At 56.2% G+C, this 22,245-nt stretch carries 18 protein-coding genes; 8 read left to right on the forward strand and 10 right to left on the reverse strand.

Going from position 1 to position 22,245, the window contains the following annotated elements; translation table 11 throughout:
* Window positions 1–275: 275 nt before the first annotated feature.
* From E5K03_RS09845 to E5K03_RS09870, 6 genes are all read left to right on the forward strand, one after another.
* The gene (locus tag E5K03_RS09845; protein ID WP_265338727.1) at window positions 276–1,568 is read left to right on the forward strand and encodes an RNA-guided endonuclease InsQ/TnpB family protein; all 1,293 of its coding nucleotides are present in this window, start codon (window positions 276–278) and stop codon (window positions 1,566–1,568) included.
* A 246-nt stretch (window positions 1,569–1,814) separates the two neighbouring features.
* Window positions 1,815–2,351 carry a DUF1102 domain-containing protein gene (locus E5K03_RS09850; protein WP_138006679.1) on the forward strand — a complete coding sequence of 179 codons (537 nt, stop codon included), beginning with the start codon at window positions 1,815–1,817 and terminating at the stop codon, window positions 2,349–2,351.
* Between the two features lie 306 nt (window positions 2,352–2,657).
* Complete coding sequence (locus E5K03_RS09855) at window positions 2,658–3,623, forward strand: DUF1102 domain-containing protein (protein ID WP_138006680.1); 966 nt, start codon at window positions 2,658–2,660, stop codon at window positions 3,621–3,623.
* A gap of 61 nt (window positions 3,624–3,684) precedes the next feature.
* Window positions 3,685–4,557, forward strand: a complete 873-nt coding sequence (locus E5K03_RS09860) for a hypothetical protein (RefSeq protein ID WP_138006681.1) — start codon at window positions 3,685–3,687, stop codon at window positions 4,555–4,557.
* Between the two features lie 258 nt (window positions 4,558–4,815).
* Window positions 4,816–5,964 carry a S26 family signal peptidase gene (locus E5K03_RS09865; RefSeq protein ID WP_138006682.1) on the forward strand — a complete coding sequence of 383 codons (1,149 nt, stop codon included), beginning with the start codon at window positions 4,816–4,818 and terminating at the stop codon, window positions 5,962–5,964.
* A 102-nt stretch (window positions 5,965–6,066) separates the two neighbouring features.
* Window positions 6,067–7,239, forward strand: coding sequence for a DUF5305 domain-containing protein (locus E5K03_RS09870; protein WP_138006683.1), 1,173 nt, complete (start codon window positions 6,067–6,069; stop codon window positions 7,237–7,239).
* 45 nt (window positions 7,240–7,284) lie between these two features.
* Here E5K03_RS09870 and E5K03_RS09875 read toward each other — a convergent pair whose 3' ends face one another.
* Both E5K03_RS09875 and E5K03_RS09880 read right to left on the reverse strand, forming a co-directional pair.
* Window positions 7,285–8,523 (reverse strand): HAD family hydrolase, encoded by a 1,239-nt coding sequence (locus E5K03_RS09875; RefSeq protein WP_138006684.1) that lies wholly within the window; start codon window positions 8,521–8,523, stop codon window positions 7,285–7,287.
* A 102-nt stretch (window positions 8,524–8,625) separates the two neighbouring features.
* On the reverse strand, window positions 8,626–10,743 hold the full coding sequence (locus tag E5K03_RS09880) for a thioredoxin domain-containing protein (RefSeq protein WP_138006685.1): 2,118 nt from the start codon (window positions 10,741–10,743) through the stop codon (window positions 8,626–8,628).
* Between the two features lie 156 nt (window positions 10,744–10,899).
* On the opposite strand from E5K03_RS09880, the gene purD reads away from it, so the two are divergent.
* Window positions 10,900–12,183, forward strand: coding sequence for a phosphoribosylamine--glycine ligase (purD, locus tag E5K03_RS09885; protein WP_138006686.1), 1,284 nt, complete (start codon window positions 10,900–10,902; stop codon window positions 12,181–12,183).
* Window positions 12,184–12,273: 90 nt separating this feature from the next.
* On the forward strand, window positions 12,274–12,606 hold the full coding sequence (locus tag E5K03_RS09890) for a winged helix-turn-helix domain-containing protein (RefSeq protein ID WP_138006687.1): 333 nt from the start codon (window positions 12,274–12,276) through the stop codon (window positions 12,604–12,606).
* A 1-nt stretch (window position 12,607) separates the two neighbouring features.
* On the opposite strand, the gene E5K03_RS09895 is transcribed toward E5K03_RS09890, so the two are convergent.
* From E5K03_RS09895 to E5K03_RS09930, 8 genes are all read right to left on the reverse strand, one after another.
* Window positions 12,608–13,129 carry a hypothetical protein gene (locus tag E5K03_RS09895; RefSeq protein WP_138006688.1) on the reverse strand — a complete coding sequence of 174 codons (522 nt, stop codon included), beginning with the start codon at window positions 13,127–13,129 and terminating at the stop codon, window positions 12,608–12,610.
* Window positions 13,130–13,134: 5 nt separating this feature from the next.
* On the reverse strand, window positions 13,135–14,412 hold the full coding sequence (locus E5K03_RS09900) for an ABC transporter ATP-binding protein (protein ID WP_138006689.1): 1,278 nt from the start codon (window positions 14,410–14,412) through the stop codon (window positions 13,135–13,137).
* Window positions 14,405–15,493 carry an ABC transporter ATP-binding protein gene (locus tag E5K03_RS09905; protein WP_138006690.1) on the reverse strand — a complete coding sequence of 363 codons (1,089 nt, stop codon included), beginning with the start codon at window positions 15,491–15,493 and terminating at the stop codon, window positions 14,405–14,407. Before E5K03_RS09905 ends, E5K03_RS09900 begins: the two co-directional genes overlap by 8 nt.
* Window positions 15,493–16,572, reverse strand: coding sequence for an ABC transporter permease (locus E5K03_RS09910; protein WP_138006691.1), 1,080 nt, complete (start codon window positions 16,570–16,572; stop codon window positions 15,493–15,495). The genes E5K03_RS09905 and E5K03_RS09910 overlap by 1 nt, the downstream gene beginning before the upstream one ends.
* A 2-nt stretch (window positions 16,573–16,574) precedes the next feature.
* Window positions 16,575–17,525, reverse strand: coding sequence for an ABC transporter permease (locus E5K03_RS09915; protein WP_138006692.1), 951 nt, complete (start codon window positions 17,523–17,525; stop codon window positions 16,575–16,577).
* A gap of 47 nt (window positions 17,526–17,572) precedes the next feature.
* Complete coding sequence (locus E5K03_RS09920) at window positions 17,573–19,312, reverse strand: ABC transporter substrate-binding protein (protein ID WP_138006693.1); 1,740 nt, start codon at window positions 19,310–19,312, stop codon at window positions 17,573–17,575.
* 292 nt (window positions 19,313–19,604) lie between these two features.
* A complete protein-coding gene (locus tag E5K03_RS09925) occupies window positions 19,605–19,844 on the reverse strand; it encodes a hypothetical protein (protein WP_138006694.1) in 240 nt (79 codons plus the stop codon).
* 98 nt (window positions 19,845–19,942) lie between these two features.
* Window positions 19,943–22,063 (reverse strand): hypothetical protein, encoded by a 2,121-nt coding sequence (locus E5K03_RS09930; protein WP_138006695.1) that lies wholly within the window; start codon window positions 22,061–22,063, stop codon window positions 19,943–19,945.
* Window positions 22,064–22,245: the final 182 nt, after the last annotated feature.

Genomic DNA, 22,245 nt, shown 5'->3' on the forward strand with positions numbered 1-22,245 from the left:
TTTCTGACTTTCGTGCTGCATACGGGCCCTCTATCTTACACGCCTCAAGAAACATTCCTCATATTCAATATTTGATGGGCTGAATTGGTAGTGTTCAGATAAGCAGATTCTATGCGGGTAAACGATCGAAGCTAATTGTCGGTGGTATCTGCTTCGGCGTTGCCGAAACGGTTTAAATGCTAACAAGCAGAATCCCACGGGTCACCGTACCCGTGGATGAATGCGACAATCGCCCGACTTAAACCGAATGTTCAAGTGACCCGCACCCCGAGATACTGTTAGCGGAGCAGACGTTCAAGTATCGCGTGTACATGACCGACGGTGTAGCGATTGAAGCTCGCAGACACATCAACATTTGTCGGGAAGTTTACAACCACGCACTCGGACTCTACGACTCTGCTCCAGATGGTGACAAACCCACGTACACTCAACTTCAGAACAAGCTCCCCACGTGGAAACGCCAGTGGCCAAAGTGGACGACGGTAAACTCGAAGTGCTTGCAGATGGCTGTCCGACGCATCTACTCAAGCCTCAGCGTTCTCAAATCACTCAAATCCAACGGCTACAACGTTGGGAAACTCCAGTGGAAACCGCCAAGAGAGTACCGCAGTATCGTGTTCAACCAATCAGGCTTCGACGTGGATAGTAACACGGGCCGAACCGAACACGCTACACTTGAACTCTCGAAACTTGGGACGATGGACGTAGACTACCACCGCCCACTCCCCGAAGACGGCACAATCAAAGAAGTCCGTCTGAAAAAAGAAAAATCAGGGAAATGGTATGCGTCGGTCGTCGTTAACCACGACCCAGAATACCCCGAGAAACCAGCCGTCGAAGACATCCAACTCGAAGACACTGTAGGAATTGACCTCGGCATCCTCAAGCTCACACATGATTCAGACGGCAACGCTGTAAAACCGTTGGATGAGTCTGAAGATCGTGAACGAATCGAGAAGCGTCATCGGGCATTGTCTCGCAAACAGCACGGGTCTGCGAACTGGGAGAAAGCCCGAGTGAAACTCGCTGAAGCGTATGAACGCTTGTCGAACAAGCGAACGGATTTCATCGAGAAACTTGCTCGCTCGTACACGACACAGTACGATGCGGTGTTCTTGGAGAAGCTGAACGTTCGCGGGATGCTCGAACAGGACTCAAATGGGCGGAACATTGCGTCGATGGAGTGGAGTGACGCCATCAAAACGTTCGAGCGTCACGGCGACAAGAACGGTTGCCACGTTGTGACCGTCCCACCTGAGGGGACGACTAAGCAGTGCGCTCGCTGTGACGTTGAGTCCGATAAGGCACTCTGGGTTCGGGAACACTCGTGCCCAAGTTGTGGGTTCGAGGCCGACCGGGACGAGAACGCCTCGTACAACGTTTTGAAACTCGGGTTAGAGGAGTTGGGTATTGCGTACGATGTAGATGCGGTAGTAGGTCTGGGAGAGGCCGAATCAACGTCCGCAGAATCGCGGTACGATTCTGATGGGCTGGGAAAATCGCCACGCGATTTTCGAACGCCTGCGGAGACTGCGCTCCCTACGGGTGCGGACGCGAACGATACTTGATCGTTCTGTGTTGTGCCTGCAAAGCGCGTTTGTCGAGGGAACCTCGACAGGCTGTCAGACTGAGTCTGACAACGTCGTTGAAACAGGAAGCCACGGGTCGGGTGACCCGTGGTAATTCACATGTTCACCAACTACACAACAACCGCTCAGACGATCGCGGAGGGGTAACTCAACAGCCAATATGACAATGCCGGAGCAACAATCAGCGAGGCGACCACATTCGACGATCACCAGAGGGAGGCAACGATGAGCCGAACGGTGCGATCGGGTTTCCTTATACTTGCACTCTTGAGCGGACTTTCGTTTGCGGCAGCGACCGGCGCAGTCTCGGTTGGTCCAGGCGATCTGCTCCCGTTCGATGAGAATCAAGAGCCAGCAGGCGAGGTTCGCCTTTATCCCACGACTGACAACAGCTACTCGTCCATCGATGAGGAGACCGGTGAACTGGTCGTCGATATTGGTTCGAGCGATCGGGCTCGTGGTGAAGGGGTAAACGCGGACGGCACCACAGACATCGAGACGGTCTTCTACGTGAACTACGAGAGCAACGAATCAGACCCAGACCCCGCGGCAGTGTGGATCACCCACGATGGCGATACCGAGGCAGTCCAGTTTGTCTCTGAAAACCGCACCATCATGAGCGAAGATTCGACCGTGCTCGTTGACGCAGGCGAAAACACGTCGATCGGTGTCCGTATCAATACACAGGAGGTCGAGGACTCTGAGTCGCTCATTGACAATATGCAAATCCACGCAAAAGTTCCCGAAGACAGTAATCCCTGATTCGACGCCGTCTAGACGGTCGATCTGTACGATCGCCCGGTTTGATCCGTCTCAACTACCTGAAAATTCGCCTTTTATTAGTGGCGCAAGGACTGCTTGAACACTATCAGGGAGTGTAATACCTTATACGCGGCCATCAAAGGACAACCAACCAGAGAAGTGGCCCCGAGGATCGATCGCTGCGCGACGGGCGTCGCGGCACAGAGGGTCGGTTCAGGAGGACAAAGGTATGAACGAGACGAAACAGCAGACTGGAATCAAACGAGCCCCTGACGCGTCGATCGGTGACGATCGCGGTGGACAGCCATGAGCAGTCGAGTCAGAACAGTACTGCTCGTGGTTGCACTCGTGAGTGGGCTATCGCTTGCGGTGTCAACCGGAGCAGTGCCGGTCGAACCGGGCGATCTGCTCTCATTCGACGAAGACCAAGATCCAGCGGGAGACGTTCGGTTGTATCCTGCGACCGATGATGGAAACTACTCGTTCGTCGATCCCGAAACTGGTGAGCTGTACGTCGACATTAGTTCCAGTAACCCAGACACCAACGGTGAGGGAGTAAGCGCAAACGGAGTAACGTACATTGAGACGGTCTTTTACGTGAATTACCAAAGTGACGAGTCAGGAGCCGCTGAGGTGTGGATAACCCACGATGGAGACACTGAGGCAGTACAATTCACTTCTGCGGATAGTGTCATTATGGAACAAGATTCGAACATCACTATTGCCGCCGGAGAGAACGTCTCGATCGGCCTCCGCATCGATACCCGGAACGTCGACGGATCCGAACCCCTCATCGAAAACATGAACATCCATGCAAAGGTCCCAGAGGACTCTACTGCGGACACTGACTCGGATTCAGGTGGTTTGAGCGCATTCACGAGTAATGATGATACCGAAGATGAAGAGCAGGATGATGTCGAAGATGAAGAGCAGGATGATGTCGAAGATGAAGAGCAGGATGATGTCGAAGATGAAGAGCAGGACGATGTCGAAGACGAAGAACAAGGAGACGGATCCGAGGGGTCCGAACAAAACGAGACCGAATCCACGGACCCATCAACCGATGACGACGGCGAGAGTGGTGGCGGAAGCGACACTAGCGAGGGCGACGACAGCGACGACAGTGACGAGCAGCAGACTGTCGAAGAGGCTGGTGGATTTGGCCTTTCAGAAGGGTTCGGACTCACATTCTCGCTCGGGTTGGCAGGGCTGCTCTTGCTCTTGGTTACGAGAGTTAGTCGTGGCAGTATGGGTATCTCCCGAAAACCGTAGCACCTGTCGATCACAGTGGAGAGAGTAAAGTTATTCCCAACCGACCATTTCGAAATACATAGTGACAGCTGAACGTTCGCTAAGCCACACTCTCTCACTCCGCTCACAGTTTCGTCGAGCGTGGCATCCGATCGACATGCTCGTCATCCTCGCGGTACCTGCGGTGCTGACGTACGTGTTCACCCTTCCCGAGGCAGTCCGGCGATCGTACACATTCGCATATCTCGACCCAACAGTACCCACCGCGTTCACCGCACACTTTATCCACTTGACATTTGAACACCTCGCAATTAATTTGCTTTCGTACGGGTTGTTGTGTTTGAGTTGTTATGTCCTCTGTATCCTCGCGGGTGCAAGACGGTTTTTTTATACCGCATTCGTGACGCTCGTATTTGTGTTTCCCTTTGCGCTCTCAGGATTGAACCTCGCTGTACCGCGCGATGCGATCGGCTACGGCTTTTCGGGAATTAATATGGCGTTTTTTGGTCTGCTCCCGATTGCACTCACGAACTATCTGATCACCAACGTCACACCAGGGTTTCGGGCGCGCGACGCCCCAGTATTCTTCTTTTTTATTACAGCGATGAGCGTCACACTTGTGCTCCCGATGAATATCTGGTCCATAGTAATTGCGGGGGGAATCTTCCTCGTGTTTGTGAGTTTTATTTTCTCAATCCGTCGGTCAACTGGTGGCTCGGTTATGGCCCTACTCCGTGTACTGTTGGCACCCGAGTTGCGGGCACATATTGCGCTAGTGACGCTTTTGTTGTTGGTCGGTTATCCGTTCGTCGCGTTTCCCCGAGCAGTCGTTACCGGCCCCGTGGTCATTAACGTCTATATCCACGTGGTCGGATTTTGTCTCGCGTTCGTCACCAGTTACCTATTCAATAGCATCGTACCCGTGGATACGGAGAATAAAACGAAATCTGAGTGAGCCAGTTTGAGACGGTTGTTCGGCCGTTTTGCTAACGGGAAGAAAGCTGGATCATCGAACGGAATTATCGTAACCACCCCACGACGGTACCCATCCTCTGATCTTGTGTCTTGAGTTCTCACCAGAAACGGATGAACGCCTCAGAAAATCGTGATATGGCCCGGAGCAGAGACGCAATCCGATCGTGAGGCGTGATTACAGCCAACCACGAAGCTTTTTTACACTAAACCTGTTGGTGAGCTATGAGAAAGGATCGAAATGGGAATGAAACGATACGCGACACTGGGGATAGAAGTTTTCGTGATTATTCTCATTGTCGGTCTCCTTGCCGGACAGTTCCTTGGCCAGCCGATATTTCTGAGCTTCGTTGAAACCGGTAGTATGTCGCCGACGTTAGAACCCGGAGACGGGTTCATTGCGATTCCTGCTCCGCTTGTCGGAGGCTACGAGCCCGGTGATGTCGTCACCTTCGACGCAGAAGAGATCGAAGGCGGCGGGCTCACAACGCACCGGATCGCAGAAGAGACAGATCGGGGGTATACTACCCGCGGAGATGCGAATCCGTTTACTGATCAAGATAGTGGCGAACCGCCGGTGCAGGACGCCGAAATCCTTGCAAAGGCCGCGACGATCGGCGGGTCAGTCATCGTCATACCACATCTCGGCACCGCCGTGATGGGGCTACAAGGCGTCTTGAGCGAACTCCAACTCCAGTTGTCGGCGCTGTTTGGAACCCGTGCGTTCACCGGAACGACCGGTATCGCGTACATTCTGTTTGGCCTTTCAACAATTGCATATCTCTACGAAGTTATCCGCGAAAAAGACAAACCTCGGGAGCGCTCACGCGATCGATCCCGCGATGATGGAACAGACACACGGTTGATTCTCGCCGTGTTGGCGCTGGTTTTGATGGGAAGCGCCACAGCCGCAATGGTAATGCCGGGTGGTACTGAGGAGTTTGACATTGTAAGCTCGGAGTTCTCCTCAGAGAATCCAACGGTTATCCAACAGAACACGACCGAGGAGCTACCGTACAGCGTTCCCAATGGCGGATTGATCCCGACGCACGTCTACTACGAGTCCCGCACCGAAGGTATTGAGGCGCAGCCTGATCAACTGTATCTCCCTAGCCGATCGAACGAGACAGTCAATATCTCGATCACGACACCACCGGAGACCGGCTACTACCAGTTTTACATCACAGAACACCGCTACCTTGCGGTCCTCCCTGCATCTGTGATCGATGGACTTCAGACCGTCCATCCGTGGGCACCGATCGCCGCAATAAACGCCGTACTCGGCGGAGGAATCTACCTCCTCGGGACGGTTCTCATTGGAACTGGCCGTATCAGGACCAGACACCGTGATCGACCCTCGGGTAGCCTCGTCTCGCGGCTGTTCAAATAGCGCTGAAGCGTCGACACCGGAAGAAATATGACAACAAAACGAAACAGAGATAGACGAAGATGATCACACATGAGTAAGGGAGGTCTGAGGCTCAGGTCCGTAGTGAGCGGACAGATCGGGATCCTCATCCTCGTGTTTCTCCTAATCACGGCCGCCGGTGGATACCTGACCTACGGCGCGTATGTCCAGAGTGAAACGACGACCGAGGAACGGACCGTTTCGCAGTGGGAGGTCCAACAAGAGTTCGACCATAGCGCAACGGTCACACGAGACAATACAGTTTTTGCTCTCGGGACGGTTCTCGACGGTCGAAACACCTACTTCGGGAACATTGCACCCAAACTTGACGGGTCGTTTTCGACGGGGTATACCGGTGAGTCCGACGGTGTCGAGGTCACAGAATCGGTGACGCTCGTCTATCGATCGGTCGACGAGGATACAGGCACCGTCTACTGGTCCGAAGAGCAAGAGTTGACCGAAACGGCTACCGAAGACCTTCCACCAGACGAGTCGACGAACAGCAACTTTACGATAAACACGTCCGCGGTCAACAGCCGACTGGGCGATATTAATTCCGAACTGGGCTCCGACCCTGGTTCCGTCGAGATATTCGTCGAAGCAGAGACACAGTTCTCTGGTACTGTCGACGGACAATCAGTCGATCAGACATATACGAACCAACTGCCGATCGACATCGGAACCGATACCTACACCGTCGACGATCCTGGAGAAGCGACAGACGAGTTCACGCAGTCTGAAACCGTATCCGTCCCGGTCGAACCGAGCCCGATCGAACGCTATGGTGGCCCAATCTTGCTCGTGCTCGGACTACTCGGCTCAGCTCTGCTCGCCGTTGCGTACCGAAATGGTGGGCTCGAACTCACCGATGCAGAACGGGAGTACCTCTCGTACCAACAAGACCTCACCCAGTTCGACGAGTGGATTGTCAGGGTCTCGCTGCCAGAATCCGTGTTTGATCGGCCTGTCGCCCGGGCAGCGTCGCTTGCAGATCTCGCTGATTTCGCGATCGATTCGAATAACCCAGTCGTCGAAGATCCTGAGACGGGCACCTACTATGTTGTCGATGACGACGCAATTTATCGGTTTGATCCCCCAGCGATGGATGAATCTGAAATCGAGTCGCTCGTCAGTCTCTTTGAGGTGAATCCCACAGCCGAAGAGGAAACGACGGACACCCAAACGGACGCCGACACCGACGACGATGAAGATAGCCGGCCAGACACAGACGATGAGGCAACATCACCAATCAAATAGCGGTCACCAACAGACGACACTTTCGATCCCTGTCTGTGGAGTTTCTCAGTGTATCTCGTCTGCGAGCAGGTTCATCACAAAAATCGTTCGGAGCATCGTCGCCGCTCGCCCTCGATCGAATACGAGCCCATCTGTCTCTCTGACGTGCGTCAATACGTCGTCTGAGGCGTGTTCTGGAGCGGCAGCGATCCCCCAGCCTCCGTCTCGGGCGGCCCGCATGACTCGAAGGTCAGATTTACTGTCACCGATCACGGCAACGAACGGATCGTCGATATCGAGTACTGACAGCGCGGTCTCGACGCCAGCGGTCTTGTTGAGCTCAAGAGAACTGATTTCAGCGGCGTCAGCGTGATAGTACGCGACATCGATCCGCTCGAATGTTGATCGAATTCCCTCGGGAATCGATGCGGGAGCCACATCACTGACGCCGTTCGCTTCCTTGAGTACCGCCTGAATTTCCGGATCTGCGTCTGCGTAGTACGCCCGTGCCCACGACGACGCCCGATCGTCGTCCGACACCGCCGACCCAAGAAGGTCAATGAGATAGACGAGTGCGGTATCGATCACCGACTCGGCGCGATCGCTTCCAGTCTCAAAATTTGGTTTGAGTGTTACGTTGAACTCATTCCCCTGGAGGTGACAACAGCGGCGGACATTCTCTGGGGCGGACGACAACACGTTTGTCCGAAGATAATCGAACACGTCCTGGATCTCTGTATCGAGCCCCTCGTACAGAAGCTGTTTGGTGTCTGCGCCGTGTCCAGGCGTAAACACGCCTGATCCGGTCTCATAGACGATGCTCAGCGCTCCAGAGTGTACAATCTCGTTGCCAAGACCCTGGATGGTGAACCCCTTGACGTTCTCGAGCGTTTGGCCTGTACAGATCACGATCGGCACGCCTGCCTCGTGAAACTCCCCCAGCACGTGCAGGGTGTCACGCGGAATCTCATTGTCTGTGCTCCCCGCCGATCGCAGCGTCTCGTCGACATCCAAGACCAACGCGTTTACCCCACGATCGTATTTTGTGTACAGGTCGATTGCGGTGAACGCGCTATCACGGTCTACACGAGCGGCAATTTCGGCATACATCTCCCCGTCGGGAATCGCGTCGGCGATCTCCGATTTCATTGCCGCTAGGTCTTCGCTGGCGTCGTTCCAGCGGTCGAGCGCAACAGGAGAGTCGACAGCGGGAAATAGATCGACAAAGTCCTGATACTCTCTGAGGGTATCGGTGTCAAATTCATTGTACACCCGATAGAGCAGATCGTACTGGGAGGTGTTCATGCTCGCCGAATAACGGTCGGTGCTGATAAACACCGTGATCATTGCGGTCATCTCCGTGGAGTCTCTCGAGTCGTCTCCTCTGGGTGTCGCTTTCGTCTCAGCCTATTGCGCTGTGAGCCACGATAACGCCGCTTCGATATCGGGTTTCGGCGGCGAGCAGGTGAACGCTCGACACGCGTAGACGGTCGGTTCTCCCTCGCGTGCCCCACGGTCGGCCCAAACGGGTGGTGCCGAATCGAGTCCGAGCACCGAAAGCCACTTGTCGAGTTCCGCCTCACCGGTGGGTCGCCGTGCGAGGACCATCCCGGGAATATATTGCCTGGCGAGGGTTTCGCGCCAGGGCTCTGGAATCTCGTCGGCAGCGATCGTCAGTTCTGTCCCGCCACGAGCGCGTTCGATCGCCGCAAGCGTCAACGAGACGTGTTCGAGCGGCTGTGTGTCGATTCGGTTACTGTGGGTCCCCAACACGTCGTCGGCAATTTCTGCAAAATGGCGGTCCGTCTGGAAGCCGTCCAACTGTGCCAACAATCGTACGGCGACGCCCAGACTCGACGGCGTCGACTGGTCGTAGAACTCCTGTGGCCGGCTGACGAGCGCTTCGCCGCTCTCGGGCGTGAAGTACAGCGTTCCGCGCTCTTTGTCGTAGAACTCGTCTACGATCGTCTTTGTGAGGTCGATCGCGAACGCCAGCGGCTCAACCTCACCGGTCGCCTGATACAGGTCGAACGCTGCTCGCCCGAGGAATGCATAATCCTCCAGGTATCCCTCACCGGCAACTTCGCCGTCGATAACGCGGCGACGCAGCCGGCCACTCGATGCGTCCCACAACGCTTCCTGAACTGCCGACAACGCCTCGGCTGCCGTTTCAGCGAACGAGGGGTCGAGTACCCGTCCAGCCCGAGCGAATGCCGAAATCATCAGCCCGTTCCAGCCAGCGAGCACCTTCTCGTCTCGCCGTGGCCGTTCGCGATCGCTCCGAGCCTCGAACAACGCGTTCTTCGCCGCGTCGAGTCGAGATCGTATCACCTCAGGCGGGAGATCGTACTCAGCAGCGAGATCGTCGATAGACGTGATAGTGTTAAACACGGTGGTTCCGTGTTCGAAATTCCCCCGCTTGGTGACGCCGAATCGGTCACAGAACAGTTCGGCATTCTCATCCGCTAGTACATCGTGGACCTGACCGGGAGTCCAGACGTAGAAGGTTCCCTCCGCGCCACTGCTTTGAGCGTCGAGTGTGCTGTAGAAGCCGCCGTCGTCGGCCCTGAGTTCCCGATCGACGAATGATAACGTCTCTCGAACAGTGTCGGCGTACCGCTCTCTACCCGTGTATTGATATGCCGAAAGGTACACCCGCGGCAACTCGGCGTTGTCGTACAGCATCTTCTCGAAGTGTGGCACAGTCCACTTGCGATCGACCGTATAGCGGTGAAATCCACCACCAAGGTGGTCGTAGAGCCCGCCGCTGGCCATCGCATCGAGCGATCGGGTTGCGATCGCCACCGCGTCGTCGTTGCCTGCGGTCGCCGCCGTGAGCAGGAGTTCGAGTCGTCTGGCCTGTGGAAACTTTGGGCCGTCGCCACCGCCAAAGCCGCCGTATTCGTTGTCGGCGCTGCGCAACGCCGCTCGAACAGCGGTCTCTAGCAGCTCTTCGCCCGGTGGCTCCTGGTCGACGCCGTCGGGGACATCGGGCGTGGACTCGACCTCTGACGTGATGGCGTCGGTCCACTGGTCGGCTCTCGATTCTATCTCGGCTCGCTGTTCGGGGTCATTCCATGAGGCTGCGATATCGTCGAGGAGCTGACGAAACCCTGGCCGCCGACCAGTCGACTGCTTGGGAAAGTACGTCCCGACGTAGAAGGGCTTGCCCGCTGGGGTGAGCCACACCGACAGCGGCCACCCCCCACCACCGGAGACGAGTTGGCAGATCGTCTGATAGATCTGATCCAGGTCGGGGCGCTCTTCGCGGTCGACCTTGATCGGAACGAACGACTCGTTCAGCTTCTCGGCGATTTCGGGGTCCTCGAAGCTCTCTTCTTCCATCACGTGACACCAGTGACACGCGGAGTAGCCGATCGACAGAAAGATCGGTACGTCCCGTTCCTTTGCGGCTGCGAGTGCTGCGTCGTCCCACGGCTGCCAGTTGACGGGGTTATCCGCGTGCTGTCGGAGATATGGACTGCCCGCCAAATCCAGCCGGTTTGTGTCCGTTGGAGCGCTCATACTCGCTCAACGGGATCTGGACCCAAGTGCGTTGCTTTCGGCGGAGTCTTTGACCTGTATTTGGCAGGCGATCGCCCGCCCGTAATTGCATAATCATGCATTATCTGGCGTTTCTCAACAGTAACGCTTACACGTCTATGCACTCGCAGTGGAGATATGAGCGAGACAGTCCTACTCGTCGGTGGCGGCGGTCGCGAGCACGCGATCGCGCGGGCACTGGCACCCGATTGTACGCTGTTTGCGTGTGCGAGTAACAGAAATCCCGGTATTGCAGCACTCGCGGCCGGGTTCGAGAATCGATCGGAGACTGATCCCGACGCAATTGTCGAGTACGCCGAGTCGATCGGCGCGACGCTCGCGATCATTGGCCCCGAATCCGCGCTCGCCGCTGGCGTCGCCGACGCGCTTGAGGAGGCAGGCGTGTACACCTTCGGACCGCAGTCCACGGAGGCCCAAATTGAGACGGACAAAGCCTACCAGCGATCGTTCATGCGCGAGCACGCGATTCCTGGCTGTCCGGACTTCGAGACGTTCGAAGACATTGAGGCGGCCTGCGCGTACATCGACGAGTATGACGGTGACCTCGCGGTCAAGCCCGCCGGGCTCACCGGTGGGAAAGGCGTGAAGGTTATTGGCGATCAGGTCACGCCCGAGGAAGCGAAAACGTACCTTCGAGAATCCGAGTACGATCGGGTGGTCCTCGAAGAGCGACTGGTTGGCGAGGAGTTCACCATCCAGGCATTCGTCGCGAACGGTGAGGTTCGAACCGCGCCCGCGGTCCAGGACCACAAACGCGCCTATGAGGGCGACGAGGGCCCAAACACCGGTGGGATGGGTTCCTACAGCGACACAACGACTCACCTGCCGTTCATGACGTCTGAAGACTACGCGGACGCAGTTGAGATCATCGAGGCGACCGTTGACGCGCTCGAGGGCTACAAGGGTGTGCTCTACGGCCAGTTCATGCTCACCGCCGAGGGACCGAAAGTAATTGAGTTCAATGCGCGATTCGGGGATCCCGAGGCGATGAACACGCTTCCCGTGCTCGAAACCTCCTTCCTCGACGTACTCGTCGCCGCCCGTGAAGGCGATCGTCTCCCGGAACTGTTGTTCACATCGCAGGCAACTGTGTGCAAGTACGCGGTCCCAGAGGGATATCCGACGAACCCGAACGCCGGCGCGAAGATCGAGGTTGACGAAGACGCCGCCGGCGACGCGCTGCTGTTCTACGCGAGCGTCGACGAGCGCGAGGACGGGCTGTACACGACGACGTCGCGATCGTTTGCGGTCGTCGGGAGAGGAGAAGACATCGCGACCGCCGAGACGATCTCCGAGGACGCTCTGTCAGCTGCTGGCGAAGGGTTCCACATTCGCCACGATATTGGCACTGCATCGCTCGTGCAGTCGCGGATCGACCATATGAACGAGTTGCAAAACTGACCTGACAGAACCGAATCTTTTCGAGAGTGGGCACTCTCCGTGATTGTCGCTGACCGCAGTATTCATACGAGCGGATCGAAAATCCGGCATATGGACGAAGACCCACAGGCGACCGACGAGTACACGCAACTTGTCGATCAAAACGGACTCGTAAAATTGTTCGCAAACCGTGCCCGTGCGCGAATCCTCGCCTCGTTGCTGTATGCCGATGAGCCGCTGTCGGTCAAACAGATCGCTGCGGGTGCTGGGATCACCCAAAGCACAGTTCACCAAGCAATTGATGCCCTCGAACCATTCGATGTCCTCGATGAAACCACCGGCGAGGATGGACAATCACATTATGAACTTGCCGAAGACGATCCATTGGTTACCGCAACGCGATCGCTGGCAGAAGCGGCGACGAATGCGTTTTACGACGAGTAGGTCACTCGATCGTCACTGAGACCGAATCCGAAAGCACAGCGTCGTCTACGGCGACGGCCGCTCGTATCGTGTATATCCCGGGAGATGCCTCCTCCCACGTTGTCGACGACACCCGGAACGTCTGGGTCCACCGGCGGGTGAACCGTTTTGTTTCGCCACGATCAAACGTGAACTGCCCGGGACGGGCAGGGAGTGGATCGTCGAGCCGTGATGCGTCACGGTGGCCGTCAACCGACCACGTCCACAGAACAGGATGTTTCGTCTCAATGGTAATTGGTATGGGCAATCGGTTTCGTATCTGGACATGGAATGGCACGGCTTGCCCCTTCGTATATGTCGAACGAGGGGTTGATACCTCGATCGTTACCCCTCGTCGAATGAGTCGTTGTGGAATGATCGCAGCACTGAGTTTCTGTGCCGGGATCGATCGCGCCGCGGTCGGTGTTGTGTCGCGACTGGCGTTTGGTTTGAACGGGTCGGCGTCGTCGCGATCCAGTGCGTTCGATTCGTAAATGCGTCGCATTCGAATTAGTTTGCTTCCCTAGTGGTTTCGGGATAGACTGTACCATCTGCATACCGATCATCGAAGAGATGACACGCAACCTGTCCGTTCGCCGTCGATCGGATCGCAGGATTGTGAACCGCACACGGCGTTTCAAGCTCTTTATCCAGCATACTAGATGCGCGTTCGAAGTCATCAACCGCGACCGCCTCAAGTGCCTCCGAAAGAATCCGATCAACATCTGCGGGGATCGTGTCGGGGATGTCGTACTCTTCGCGGATCGCGGTGGCGATGTCTCCTGAAAATTGGTCCAGTGGAATATTTCCGTTGTCGATCCGTGTTCGCAGTGAGAGTATCGCCCGCCACTCGTCTTGCTCGAGGGCGTACCCAGCCGGAGGAATAACTTTCGGACAGCGGGTGTGGAACTTACACCCGGACGGCGGATTGATTGGCGATGGAACAGTCCCTTCCAGAATGATCCGATTGCCGTCCCACCGCGGATCCGCCTCGGGAATCGCAGACAACAACGCCTCCGTGTACGGATGCTGCGGCGGTGTAAAGAGTTCTTCGGGCGTACCGTACTCCGCGATCTCTCCGAGATACATGACTGCGATCCGGTCGGCAATATGTTCGACCACCGAGAGGTCGTGTGCAATGAACAGATACGAAATGCCGAACTCTGCTTGGAGATCCTCAAGCAGGTTAAGAATCTGCGCCTGCACTGAAACGTCGAGCGCGGAGACTGGTTCGTCACAGACAATAAAATCCGGATCGACGGCCAGCGCACGGGCGATTCCAATCCGCTGGAGCTGTCCGCCAGAGAACTCGTGAGGGTACCGGTTAGCGTGGCTGGCGTTGAGTCCAACCCGTTCGAGAAGCTCTTTGATCCGAGTGTCACGCTCGCTTTCGGTGCCGATATCATGTATCTCGAACGCTTCACCGATAATGTCGTTCACGGTAAGTCGGGGATTGAGGCTCGAATGTGGGTTCTGAAAGATCACCTGCATCTCTGTCCGAAGGTTTCTGAGTTCTTCGCTAGAGAGTTTGGTAATGTCTTGGCCCCTGAAATAGACCGAGCCGGCTGTCGGCTCCTCAAGTTGGAGAATTGTCCGACCGATCGTACTCTTGCCACAGCCGCTTTCACCAACTAATCCGAACGTCTCGCCTTCGCCGATCTCCAAGGATACCCCATCGACAGCTTTCACCGTCTTCGATCGGCCCAGAAGCTGGCTCAGAAAGTCGTTTTCGGCTTCATAGTACTTTTTCAGTCCCTCGACCCGCAGGAGCGGTTCCTTACTACTCATCAGAGACACCCCCATCGGTCGATGCAGCGTCCCCTGTTGACTCATCGGTTCCACGCACGGTTACCTGATAATCCAGCCCTTCAAGAAGATCTCCAGTGTGTTCTAAACAGGCCGCACTCTGAGAATCTGAGTTAATCGGATCCGCCGGGTCACCCGTCTCGACGTTCACCAATGGAGGCTCACGCCGCGCACACACGTCCTCGGCGTACGGACACCGAGGGTGGAAATTACACCCGGGAGGGTTCTCAATGAGGTCCGGCATGCGTCCGGGGATTGTCTGTAGCCGGTCTCTCGTGTCTCCAATACGGGGGATCGAACTCATCAGACCAACCGTGTACGGATGCTGAGGATTATAATAGAGATCATCGACGGCTGCAATCTCGACGGGATGGCCAGCATACATTACCATGACCCTATCGCAGAACTCTGCGACGACGCCGAGGTCATGAGTAATAAGCTGTATCGCGGTGTCAAATGTCTCTGAGACCTCTTCGAGCAGTTCGAGTATCTGTGCTTCGATTGTTACGTCCAACGCCGTCGTGGGCTCGTCAGCGATAATGAGATCGGGATCACACGAGAGCGCCATCGCGATGACGGCGCGCTGTTGCATCCCTCCGGAGAACTGGTGCGGGTAATCGCTGTAGCGTTCTGCAGCGTCGGGGATCCCGACTGAATCCAGCATCTCGATCGCTCGATCGCGCGCGGCCGCATCGTCGAGGTCCATGTGATGGCGAACGGCTTCTGCGATCTGTTCACCGACGGTGTATGCCGGATTCAGTGCCGTTTCGGCGTCCTGGAAGATCATCGCTATCTCGTTGCCACGGATAGTTCGCATCTCTTCGGCGCTTAATTCGAGTAAGTTCTGGCCTTTGAACCGGATTTCACCGCTTTCGATCACGCCGGGGTCCTCTATCAATCGCATGATTGCAAGGCTGGAAACACTTTTTCCGGCCCCGCTCTCGCCGACCACACCGAAGTGTTCGCCGGCTTCGATCCGATACGAGAGGTTGTTCGTCGCTTTGACTACCCCATCCTCGGTATAAAACCGGACAGTGAGGTCTTCGACTTCGAGCAATGCCATTACCGCATCCCCCCTGAACCAGTCCGATCGCCCTGTGGATCGAAGGCATCACGGACACCGTCACCAAGTAGGTTGATCGCCATCACGAACGTGAAGATGGCAAGCCCTGGGAACACCCCGGCCCACCACCGACCCCTCGCGATCGAATCCTGCTCGACGTTGAGCATGACGCCCCACTCGGCGCTTGCGGGCGATAGGCCAAGACCAATAAATCCAAGCGCTGCGGCCGCAAGCACAATCGTCCCGACGCTGAGTGTCGCCTGCACGATCACCGGTGCCATCGCGTTCGGCAGAATGTGTCGAATGATGATCATCCGATCAGTCGCCCCCAAGGCCTTTGCCGCAGCGACATACTCATTTTCTTTGACACTGAGAATTTCACCCCGGATAATTCGGGCGTACGGCAGCCAACCGACGGCGACCAACGCGAGGACCAGTTCCCAGTAACCGCGGCCGAGAATCGCAATAACCGCGATCGCAAGCACAATAAACGGGAATGCGTACAGCATATCGACGACGCGCATGATTGCTTCATCGATTTTCCCGCCGTAGTACCCCGCAATAGAGCCAAGCGGGATACCAATGAACAACGCGACGGCGACAGCAATGAATCCGATCGACAGGCTCCAGCGACCTCCATAAATAACTCGAGAAAAGAGGTCCCGACCGGCCCAGTCAGTGCCAAATATCCCGAGCGGCGACGGCGGCCACGCGGCTAGGTTCTCAAGTGTTGGCGGGTTATGTGCGTTGATCAGGTCCTGGGTCCCAGGACTGACCGGCGCGAGCGAAAACGGCTGAATTACCTGTCCGGCCAAAACAGGAAGCGAATCAGGGAGTTCAATCGGCCGGGCAAACACCGCAAGCAAGACCATGAACACGATCACACCGGTGCCAAAGAGTGCTAACCGATTGCGCTTGAACCGCTCCCAGGCGTATTCGAGTCGGCCTTTTCCTTCGGTCGCTTCTAGTTCGGGTGTCCACGACGAGAGCGGCTCTCGGGACGCAACAACGTCGGGATCAAACCCTGATATCCGAATACGTCCGCGTTCTGTTGTCCGTTCTGGGGTAGTAGGTGCCATAATTAGTATCGAATCCGTGGGTCAAGATATGCGTACAGTACGTCCGCAAGCAAGTTCGCGAGGATCACTGCGACACCGATAATCAAGACAAGCGCTTGAATCACCGGGAAGTCGCGGTTTCCGACTCGATCGACGAGAAGTCGTCCAATTCCGGGGTACGAAAAGACGATTTCGACGACGACCGATCCAGAAATAATAAACGCGATCTGTATTGCCGCGACCGTGACGACTGAAATAAGCGAGTTTCGGAGCACGTGTTTTTGCACGACGGTCCGCTCAGGAAGCCCCTTGGCGCGTGCGGTTCTGACATAATCCTTATCCAGTTCTTCGACCATAGACGATCGCATCAGCCGCATCAACAACGCCGTCGATCCCGTACCGATCGTGATCGCGGGCAACAGCGTATAAATGATCATGTCCTGACTCAACAGCCCGCGATCGGTCGGCGGCAGGACCGGGAACAAATTGAGCCAACTCGCGAACACCAAGATCAAAATCAGTCCGAGCCAGAAGTTCGGCAGCGCGACACCGATAAGCGCGAAGACACGGCTGATCTGGTCAACGGTCGTGTTGCGATAGTATGCCGCAACGATCCCCGATGGAATCGCAGTGATGATAGCGATCGCAAATGCCATCGAACCCATCAAAAGCGTGTACGGCAGTCGGTTGAGGATCTCAGTCGCGACCGGACGGCGGGTGACGATCGACTTCCCGAAATCACCCTGGGCGGCGTTGAGAACCCAATCGATGTACTGGATATACACCGGTTTATCGAGCCCATATTGGGCCCGTATCTCGGCTTCTGTCTCCGCGTCTAACTCCGCGAAGAGCGTGATGAAGTCGATCGGATCTCCCGGAATTGCGTGAACCATCCCGAAGGTGAACAACGTCACCCCAAGCAAAAGCGGAATGGTGAGCAACCCGCGTTTCAGGACAAATCGTTGGAGGCTCATTTGACGTGCGTTAAATGTCTAAAACCAACCCGTAGTTAAAAACTCGATTATTGCGGCGGGAACGCAACCTGATCGAGGTGTGGTTTGTACAGCGCGTTGTATCGGTTACTCGAATTCGGATGTGGTGCCCACTGATCGAGACTTTCGAGGGCGTCGGGCGCGAGCACATCGATCTGGTCGCCGGTCCACATACTGACGAATGGGATATCCACTGCGAGCACTTCCTGCAGTTCGTGGTAGACATCGACGCGATCGTCAATGTCGACGGTTCGTAGCCCCTCGGCGATGAGTTCATCGACTTCTTCGTTCTCGTAGAGATTCCAGTTGAACCCGTCAGGCACGTGGCGCTCAGAGTTAAGCAAGTCATTCACGTGACCGTCGGGGTCGGAACCGCCGGTCCAACCGATGCCGACGATGTCAGTACTCTCGGCTGCGCCTTCTGGGTCAAGCAGGAACGGAACGAGATCGTCGAACGCCCGAACGTCAAGTTCGGCGTCGAAGAGGTCCGTCTCGTCGAACGTCTGCTGGATAACTTCCATCCAGCGCTCGCGGGTACGATTGACGTTCGTGATGAACGCAAGTTCGAACGGAGGTTCAATACCCTCCTCTTCGAAGGCTTCTTCGACCAGTTCGAGCCCGGCCTCGAAGTCTTCGCCGACGAACTCGTCGAGGAGTTGCTGTTCGTGGTCCTCGTCCCAGAATGCTCCGAGCCCAGGACTGATTGGACCTCCAAGGGCAGTCGCATTGCCGCCGAAGATTGCTTCGATCACGTCTGTCCGCGGGATCATCTTCGTCATGCCCTGCCGGAGCTTTTGATTGGTGTAGGGCTCTTGTTTCAACGGATACGTCACGAAGTCGAACCCGACTGCGTCTCCGGAAATGACCTCGCCCGTTTGGTTTTCCCATTGATCAAGCTCGAAGGGTGCGGCGTTATCGATCATATCGAGTTCGCCGTTCGCCATCGCCTCTTCTTGAGACACCTGTTCGGTGATGATACGGAAGGTTACCCGTTCCCATGGCGCAGTCGAGGGGTACTCATCGCCGTCATACCAGTAGTCCTCGAAGGGGACGAGCACGACGCGATCTTCCGTTTCGAACGACTCGAGCTCGAAGGGGCCCGTTCCGATCGACTCCTCATCGAACGCATGGTCGTCCGATTCAGGATCTTCGCTGATTCCTTCTGCGTTACGTGGGAGGATCGGCACAGCGCTGAGCCGTGAGAGATACGGCGCGACTGGCTCTTCGGTCCGAAGCTCAATCTCGTAATCGTCGAGAACTTCCGTTTCGGCGATCCAGGAAACGTCGGCGTTGTTCGCCGTTCCGCTGGTTCGGTTGATCGAAAACTCCACGTCTTCGGCGACGAGTTCGTCGCCGTTGTGGAACTGTACGCCTTCGCGGATCTGGAAACGAATCGTCGTCTCGTCGACCTCTTCCCAGTCTGTCGCGAGCTCTCCTCGGAACTCGGAGAGATCGAAAAGTGGCGCGACAAGACTCTCGTAGGCCATTGTTCCGATAACCGAATTAGAGGTCGCGTCCGTGATGATCGTCGGATCAAATGTTCCTGGGTTCGCCGCGGAGGATGCGATGAACTCAGCGTCACCAGAATTGCCGTTGCCGTTGCCACCGTTACCGTTTCCACCGTTGCCGTTACCGTTTCCACCGTTACCGTTGCCATCGTCATCGCTGACGCAGCCTGCCAACCCGATAACGCTCGCGCCGCCCATCGCCGCGAGGACCCGACGGCGAGTACTACCGGTTTCTTCGCCTCCGTTGTGATGTGAAGACATAGTTAAATCTTGAGTCGACCATTTAAAATCATTGTGGTAGTATTCAAAATATCTGCAAAACCGACAGTGCAGACGCAGAAAACCGGTGCACGATCGAAATCGAAGAACGGCCAACGTAATCGCAAACAAAGAACGGTCAATATAATCGAAATCGCAGATCCCTCACACGGCACGTAATCTGGGAACGACACGAACTCAGAGAGCGTATCGTGGCCAACCAGAGATATCGATATCTCCCAATCCTGTGTCTCGATCGGTCAAAAAACAGTACGAACACCGATAGTAGCTCGTATCAACCGTACTTCCATTCGTCGTCCGGACCGGTACGGGTAACACCCTCGTCGTCTTCCTCTTCCATATCCTCGGGCCAGGTAATCCCATCACCGCTGAGGCTCTTATATGCGAACCCAGCAAGTGCGACGATCATCAGCACAAACATCAAGGATGCGACGATGACGATCGCGTCGGTAAATGACCCGAGTAGTCCCCCATCACCCACCTGGGTAATCGTGGCAAGCGCTGTCGTTATCATACGTGTTCGTATGACACGGACACACATGAGTGTTGGCAGCGTCGATCGCATGCTGCGCTGGTTTCCCTCCAAGGGAGATCTACTCGATCGCCTATCCGTCAGAGTTTGTCGGCCGCCTGCGCCTGTTCGGCGCGTCGTTTGGACTGATCAAGCCGTCGGTCGGCCGCACGAGCAGTTTCGTCGGGAAGTGATTCACGGGCCTCACGCAACCGTTCTACGACTCGATCGAGCCGGCTTGAGACCGCATCAAGTGCCGCATCTGCATTACCCCGATCGCCGGCCTCGGCGCGTTCGCTGGCTCGCTTTGCGGATTCGACGACGGCGGCCAATGCCTGCTGGAGTCCCTGCACCGAATTTTCGCGCCCGTTATCATCGTCTTCGTCGTCGGTATCCCCACCGCGATCTTCCTGTGCATCGTCGTCAGATGCTTCCTCAACTGCGGAAGCAACGGAGGCTTCTGTCTCCTCGGCGATCGTCGCAAGAAACGTCGCAAGCGACGCTTTGCCAGTCTGCGGGTTTTCGAGCCGAACGCTCGATTCGTCCGCGGGATTGACCCGGATGGCACCAATCTCTTCGTTGCGATCTTTGATTTCAGTCGTATAGGCACCGCCCCGATGGACGTAGACGGCGTCGGGATCAGAGAGCGGCGCATCGTAGATCCGTCCGGCGAAATCGTCTTCGACGGCAAGTCCGGTGAGTTCGCTGTCGGCGTCAGCCGGATCGATTTCGAGTTTGACCGCGGCTTCGTTGGCGACCAGCGGGATCTCTCCCTCGACGCCGGCAACAGTGACGTCGCGGTCTTCCTGCGTGGATATCTGCTGGCTGTGTGGCGCGACACCAGCACCATTGATGGTGAGTTGGTGATCACCATCCTGGACATCCTGGACGACTGTTACGCCCCCGCTGAAGGTCGGAACGATCTCTGGGTCGCTTTCGAGTAACACGACAGATTCAATTGGTGAGCTATCTGTCGTCAGCCCCTCGGCTTCCGGCGCGTCGTCGTTTGTAATCGCCTCCGTGATTGACGTCACAACCGTATTCGCCGTGGACGGCGCTCCGATCGCGTCGTATCGATCGGCTAGCGCTGCTCGGTGGTCTGGATCTGAAATATCTGCTGCTGGATTTTCGTATCGGGGGCTCTGCCAAGGAACCTCGACAGTTGTGATGTGTCCCGAAACGGCGTCTTCAACGAACTCGGGCACCGCGAACTCGAAGCTCAACTGCGGACCGGTGAACGACTCAATATGCTCGACCTCACTGGCAGGGACAAGGTCGTACTCGACATCCGACTCTGTGTCTTCCCGATCGGCGTGGTCGAATACCATCCCAACCTCGCGTTCTGGGAGATCCGACGGCGGTGATGAAAGCGCCTCGAAAGACCGAACGACGAGTGATTCGTCGATCAGAGATGTGCGATCGATCGACGGAAGATTTTCGTGTTCGTAGATCGGCGCCCCGTCGAGTTCCGGGACGACAAAGGGCAGCCGTCCCCCTTCGTCACGAGGGAGCCCGTAGGCGATCGGGAGTTCAGTGAGGGTGTCCAGCCCCTCGAACGTTCCGTTGGTGATATCCGCAAGCATACTGTCGCTTGGGAGTCGCTGGAAGCGTTCGCGCTCTTCGTTGATCGAGATCGTGTTCGAGTGTGACCCTAACTCGACGAGTATTGCCGGAATCCGCTCTGGATCGGGATCGAGAAATTCGTTATTGGGTACCTTTCGGGAGTGAGAACTTGCGACGTAGAGTTGCGGTTCGTCAGTCTCTGTGTCGACAAAGACGTGGAGCACTTCCCAGTCGTGCCAGTGGAAGTTCGTGCTGAACTGGTCGAACGCCGAATACTGCCAGAACTGGATGACCGCCAGCGGCGAGTCGGTGTATTCGACAGCGTGATAGAACAGTGTTGGATTGGGCGGCGCTTCTGCCTCATCGTACCGCTCGTGATAGCCATCAAAGGCGTCGAACCCGTTGACGACAGCCTTTCCGTCCGATTCTGACTCGTAGGGTCGCGGATCGGTCGGGAACCACTTTTCATATGTATCGAAATAGAGTGACGGCGCGAACCGTTCTGCAAGGGCACGGGCGCTTTCATCTTCCAGTGTGTTCGTCTGGCTATCGTCTTCAGCCTCAAAAGCTGAACAGCCTGCGAGTGCTGCTGCTCCAGTGCTGGCGAGGGAGGCGAGATACGTTCGTCGATCGATCGGCGAATAATCAAAAGAATCCATAGTATTACCCCAGTTTATTATCAGTCGGAGTCATTCGGTACTTATGTGCTTCAATAAGCCCACCATACTAGCCGTTTCAACGCCTCTTACACCGATACACGCCGGTCTGACAGGTTCGATTGTGGTTCGAATTACACCCAAGATACTGCTGGTTACTCAGTCCATACGGGAAATACTTCTGC

The organism is Halalkalirubrum salinum, assembly GCF_005543295.1.
In the GTDB taxonomy this organism is placed as follows: Archaea; Halobacteriota; Halobacteria; order Halobacteriales; family Haloferacaceae; genus Halalkalirubrum; species Halalkalirubrum salinum.

What these genes read in the sequence shown, in the direction of transcription:
- purD (WP_138006686.1), top strand. Translation starts at nt 10,900, where the DNA reads ATGAGCGAGACAGTCCTACTCGTCGGTGGCGGCGGTCGCGAGCACGCG.
- E5K03_RS09925 (WP_138006694.1), bottom strand. Translation starts at nt 19,844, where the DNA reads ATGATAACGACAGCGCTTGCCACGATTACCCAGGTGGGTGATGGGGGA.
- E5K03_RS09915 (WP_138006692.1), bottom strand. Translation starts at nt 17,525, where the DNA reads ATGAGCCTCCAACGATTTGTCCTGAAACGCGGGTTGCTCACCATTCCG.
- E5K03_RS09910 (WP_138006691.1), bottom strand. Translation starts at nt 16,572, where the DNA reads ATGGCACCTACTACCCCAGAACGGACAACAGAACGCGGACGTATTCGG.
- E5K03_RS09865 (WP_138006682.1), top strand. Translation starts at nt 4,816, where the DNA reads ATGGGAATGAAACGATACGCGACACTGGGGATAGAAGTTTTCGTGATT.
- E5K03_RS09890 (WP_138006687.1), top strand. Translation starts at nt 12,274, where the DNA reads ATGGACGAAGACCCACAGGCGACCGACGAGTACACGCAACTTGTCGAT.
- E5K03_RS09900 (WP_138006689.1), bottom strand. Translation starts at nt 14,412, where the DNA reads ATGAGTAGTAAGGAACCGCTCCTGCGGGTCGAGGGACTGAAAAAGTAC.
- E5K03_RS09895 (WP_138006688.1), bottom strand. Translation starts at nt 13,129, where the DNA reads ATGCGACGCATTTACGAATCGAACGCACTGGATCGCGACGACGCCGAC.
- E5K03_RS09855 (WP_138006680.1), top strand. Translation starts at nt 2,658, where the DNA reads ATGAGCAGTCGAGTCAGAACAGTACTGCTCGTGGTTGCACTCGTGAGT.
- E5K03_RS09875 (WP_138006684.1), bottom strand. Translation starts at nt 8,523, where the DNA reads ATGAACACCTCCCAGTACGATCTGCTCTATCGGGTGTACAATGAATTT.
- E5K03_RS09920 (WP_138006693.1), bottom strand. Translation starts at nt 19,312, where the DNA reads ATGTCTTCACATCACAACGGAGGCGAAGAAACCGGTAGTACTCGCCGT.
- E5K03_RS09905 (WP_138006690.1), bottom strand. Translation starts at nt 15,493, where the DNA reads ATGGCATTGCTCGAAGTCGAAGACCTCACTGTCCGGTTTTATACCGAG.
- E5K03_RS09850 (WP_138006679.1), top strand. Translation starts at nt 1,815, where the DNA reads ATGAGCCGAACGGTGCGATCGGGTTTCCTTATACTTGCACTCTTGAGC.
- E5K03_RS09880 (WP_138006685.1), bottom strand. Translation starts at nt 10,743, where the DNA reads ATGAGCGCTCCAACGGACACAAACCGGCTGGATTTGGCGGGCAGTCCA.
- E5K03_RS09930 (WP_138006695.1), bottom strand. Translation starts at nt 22,063, where the DNA reads ATGGATTCTTTTGATTATTCGCCGATCGATCGACGAACGTATCTCGCC.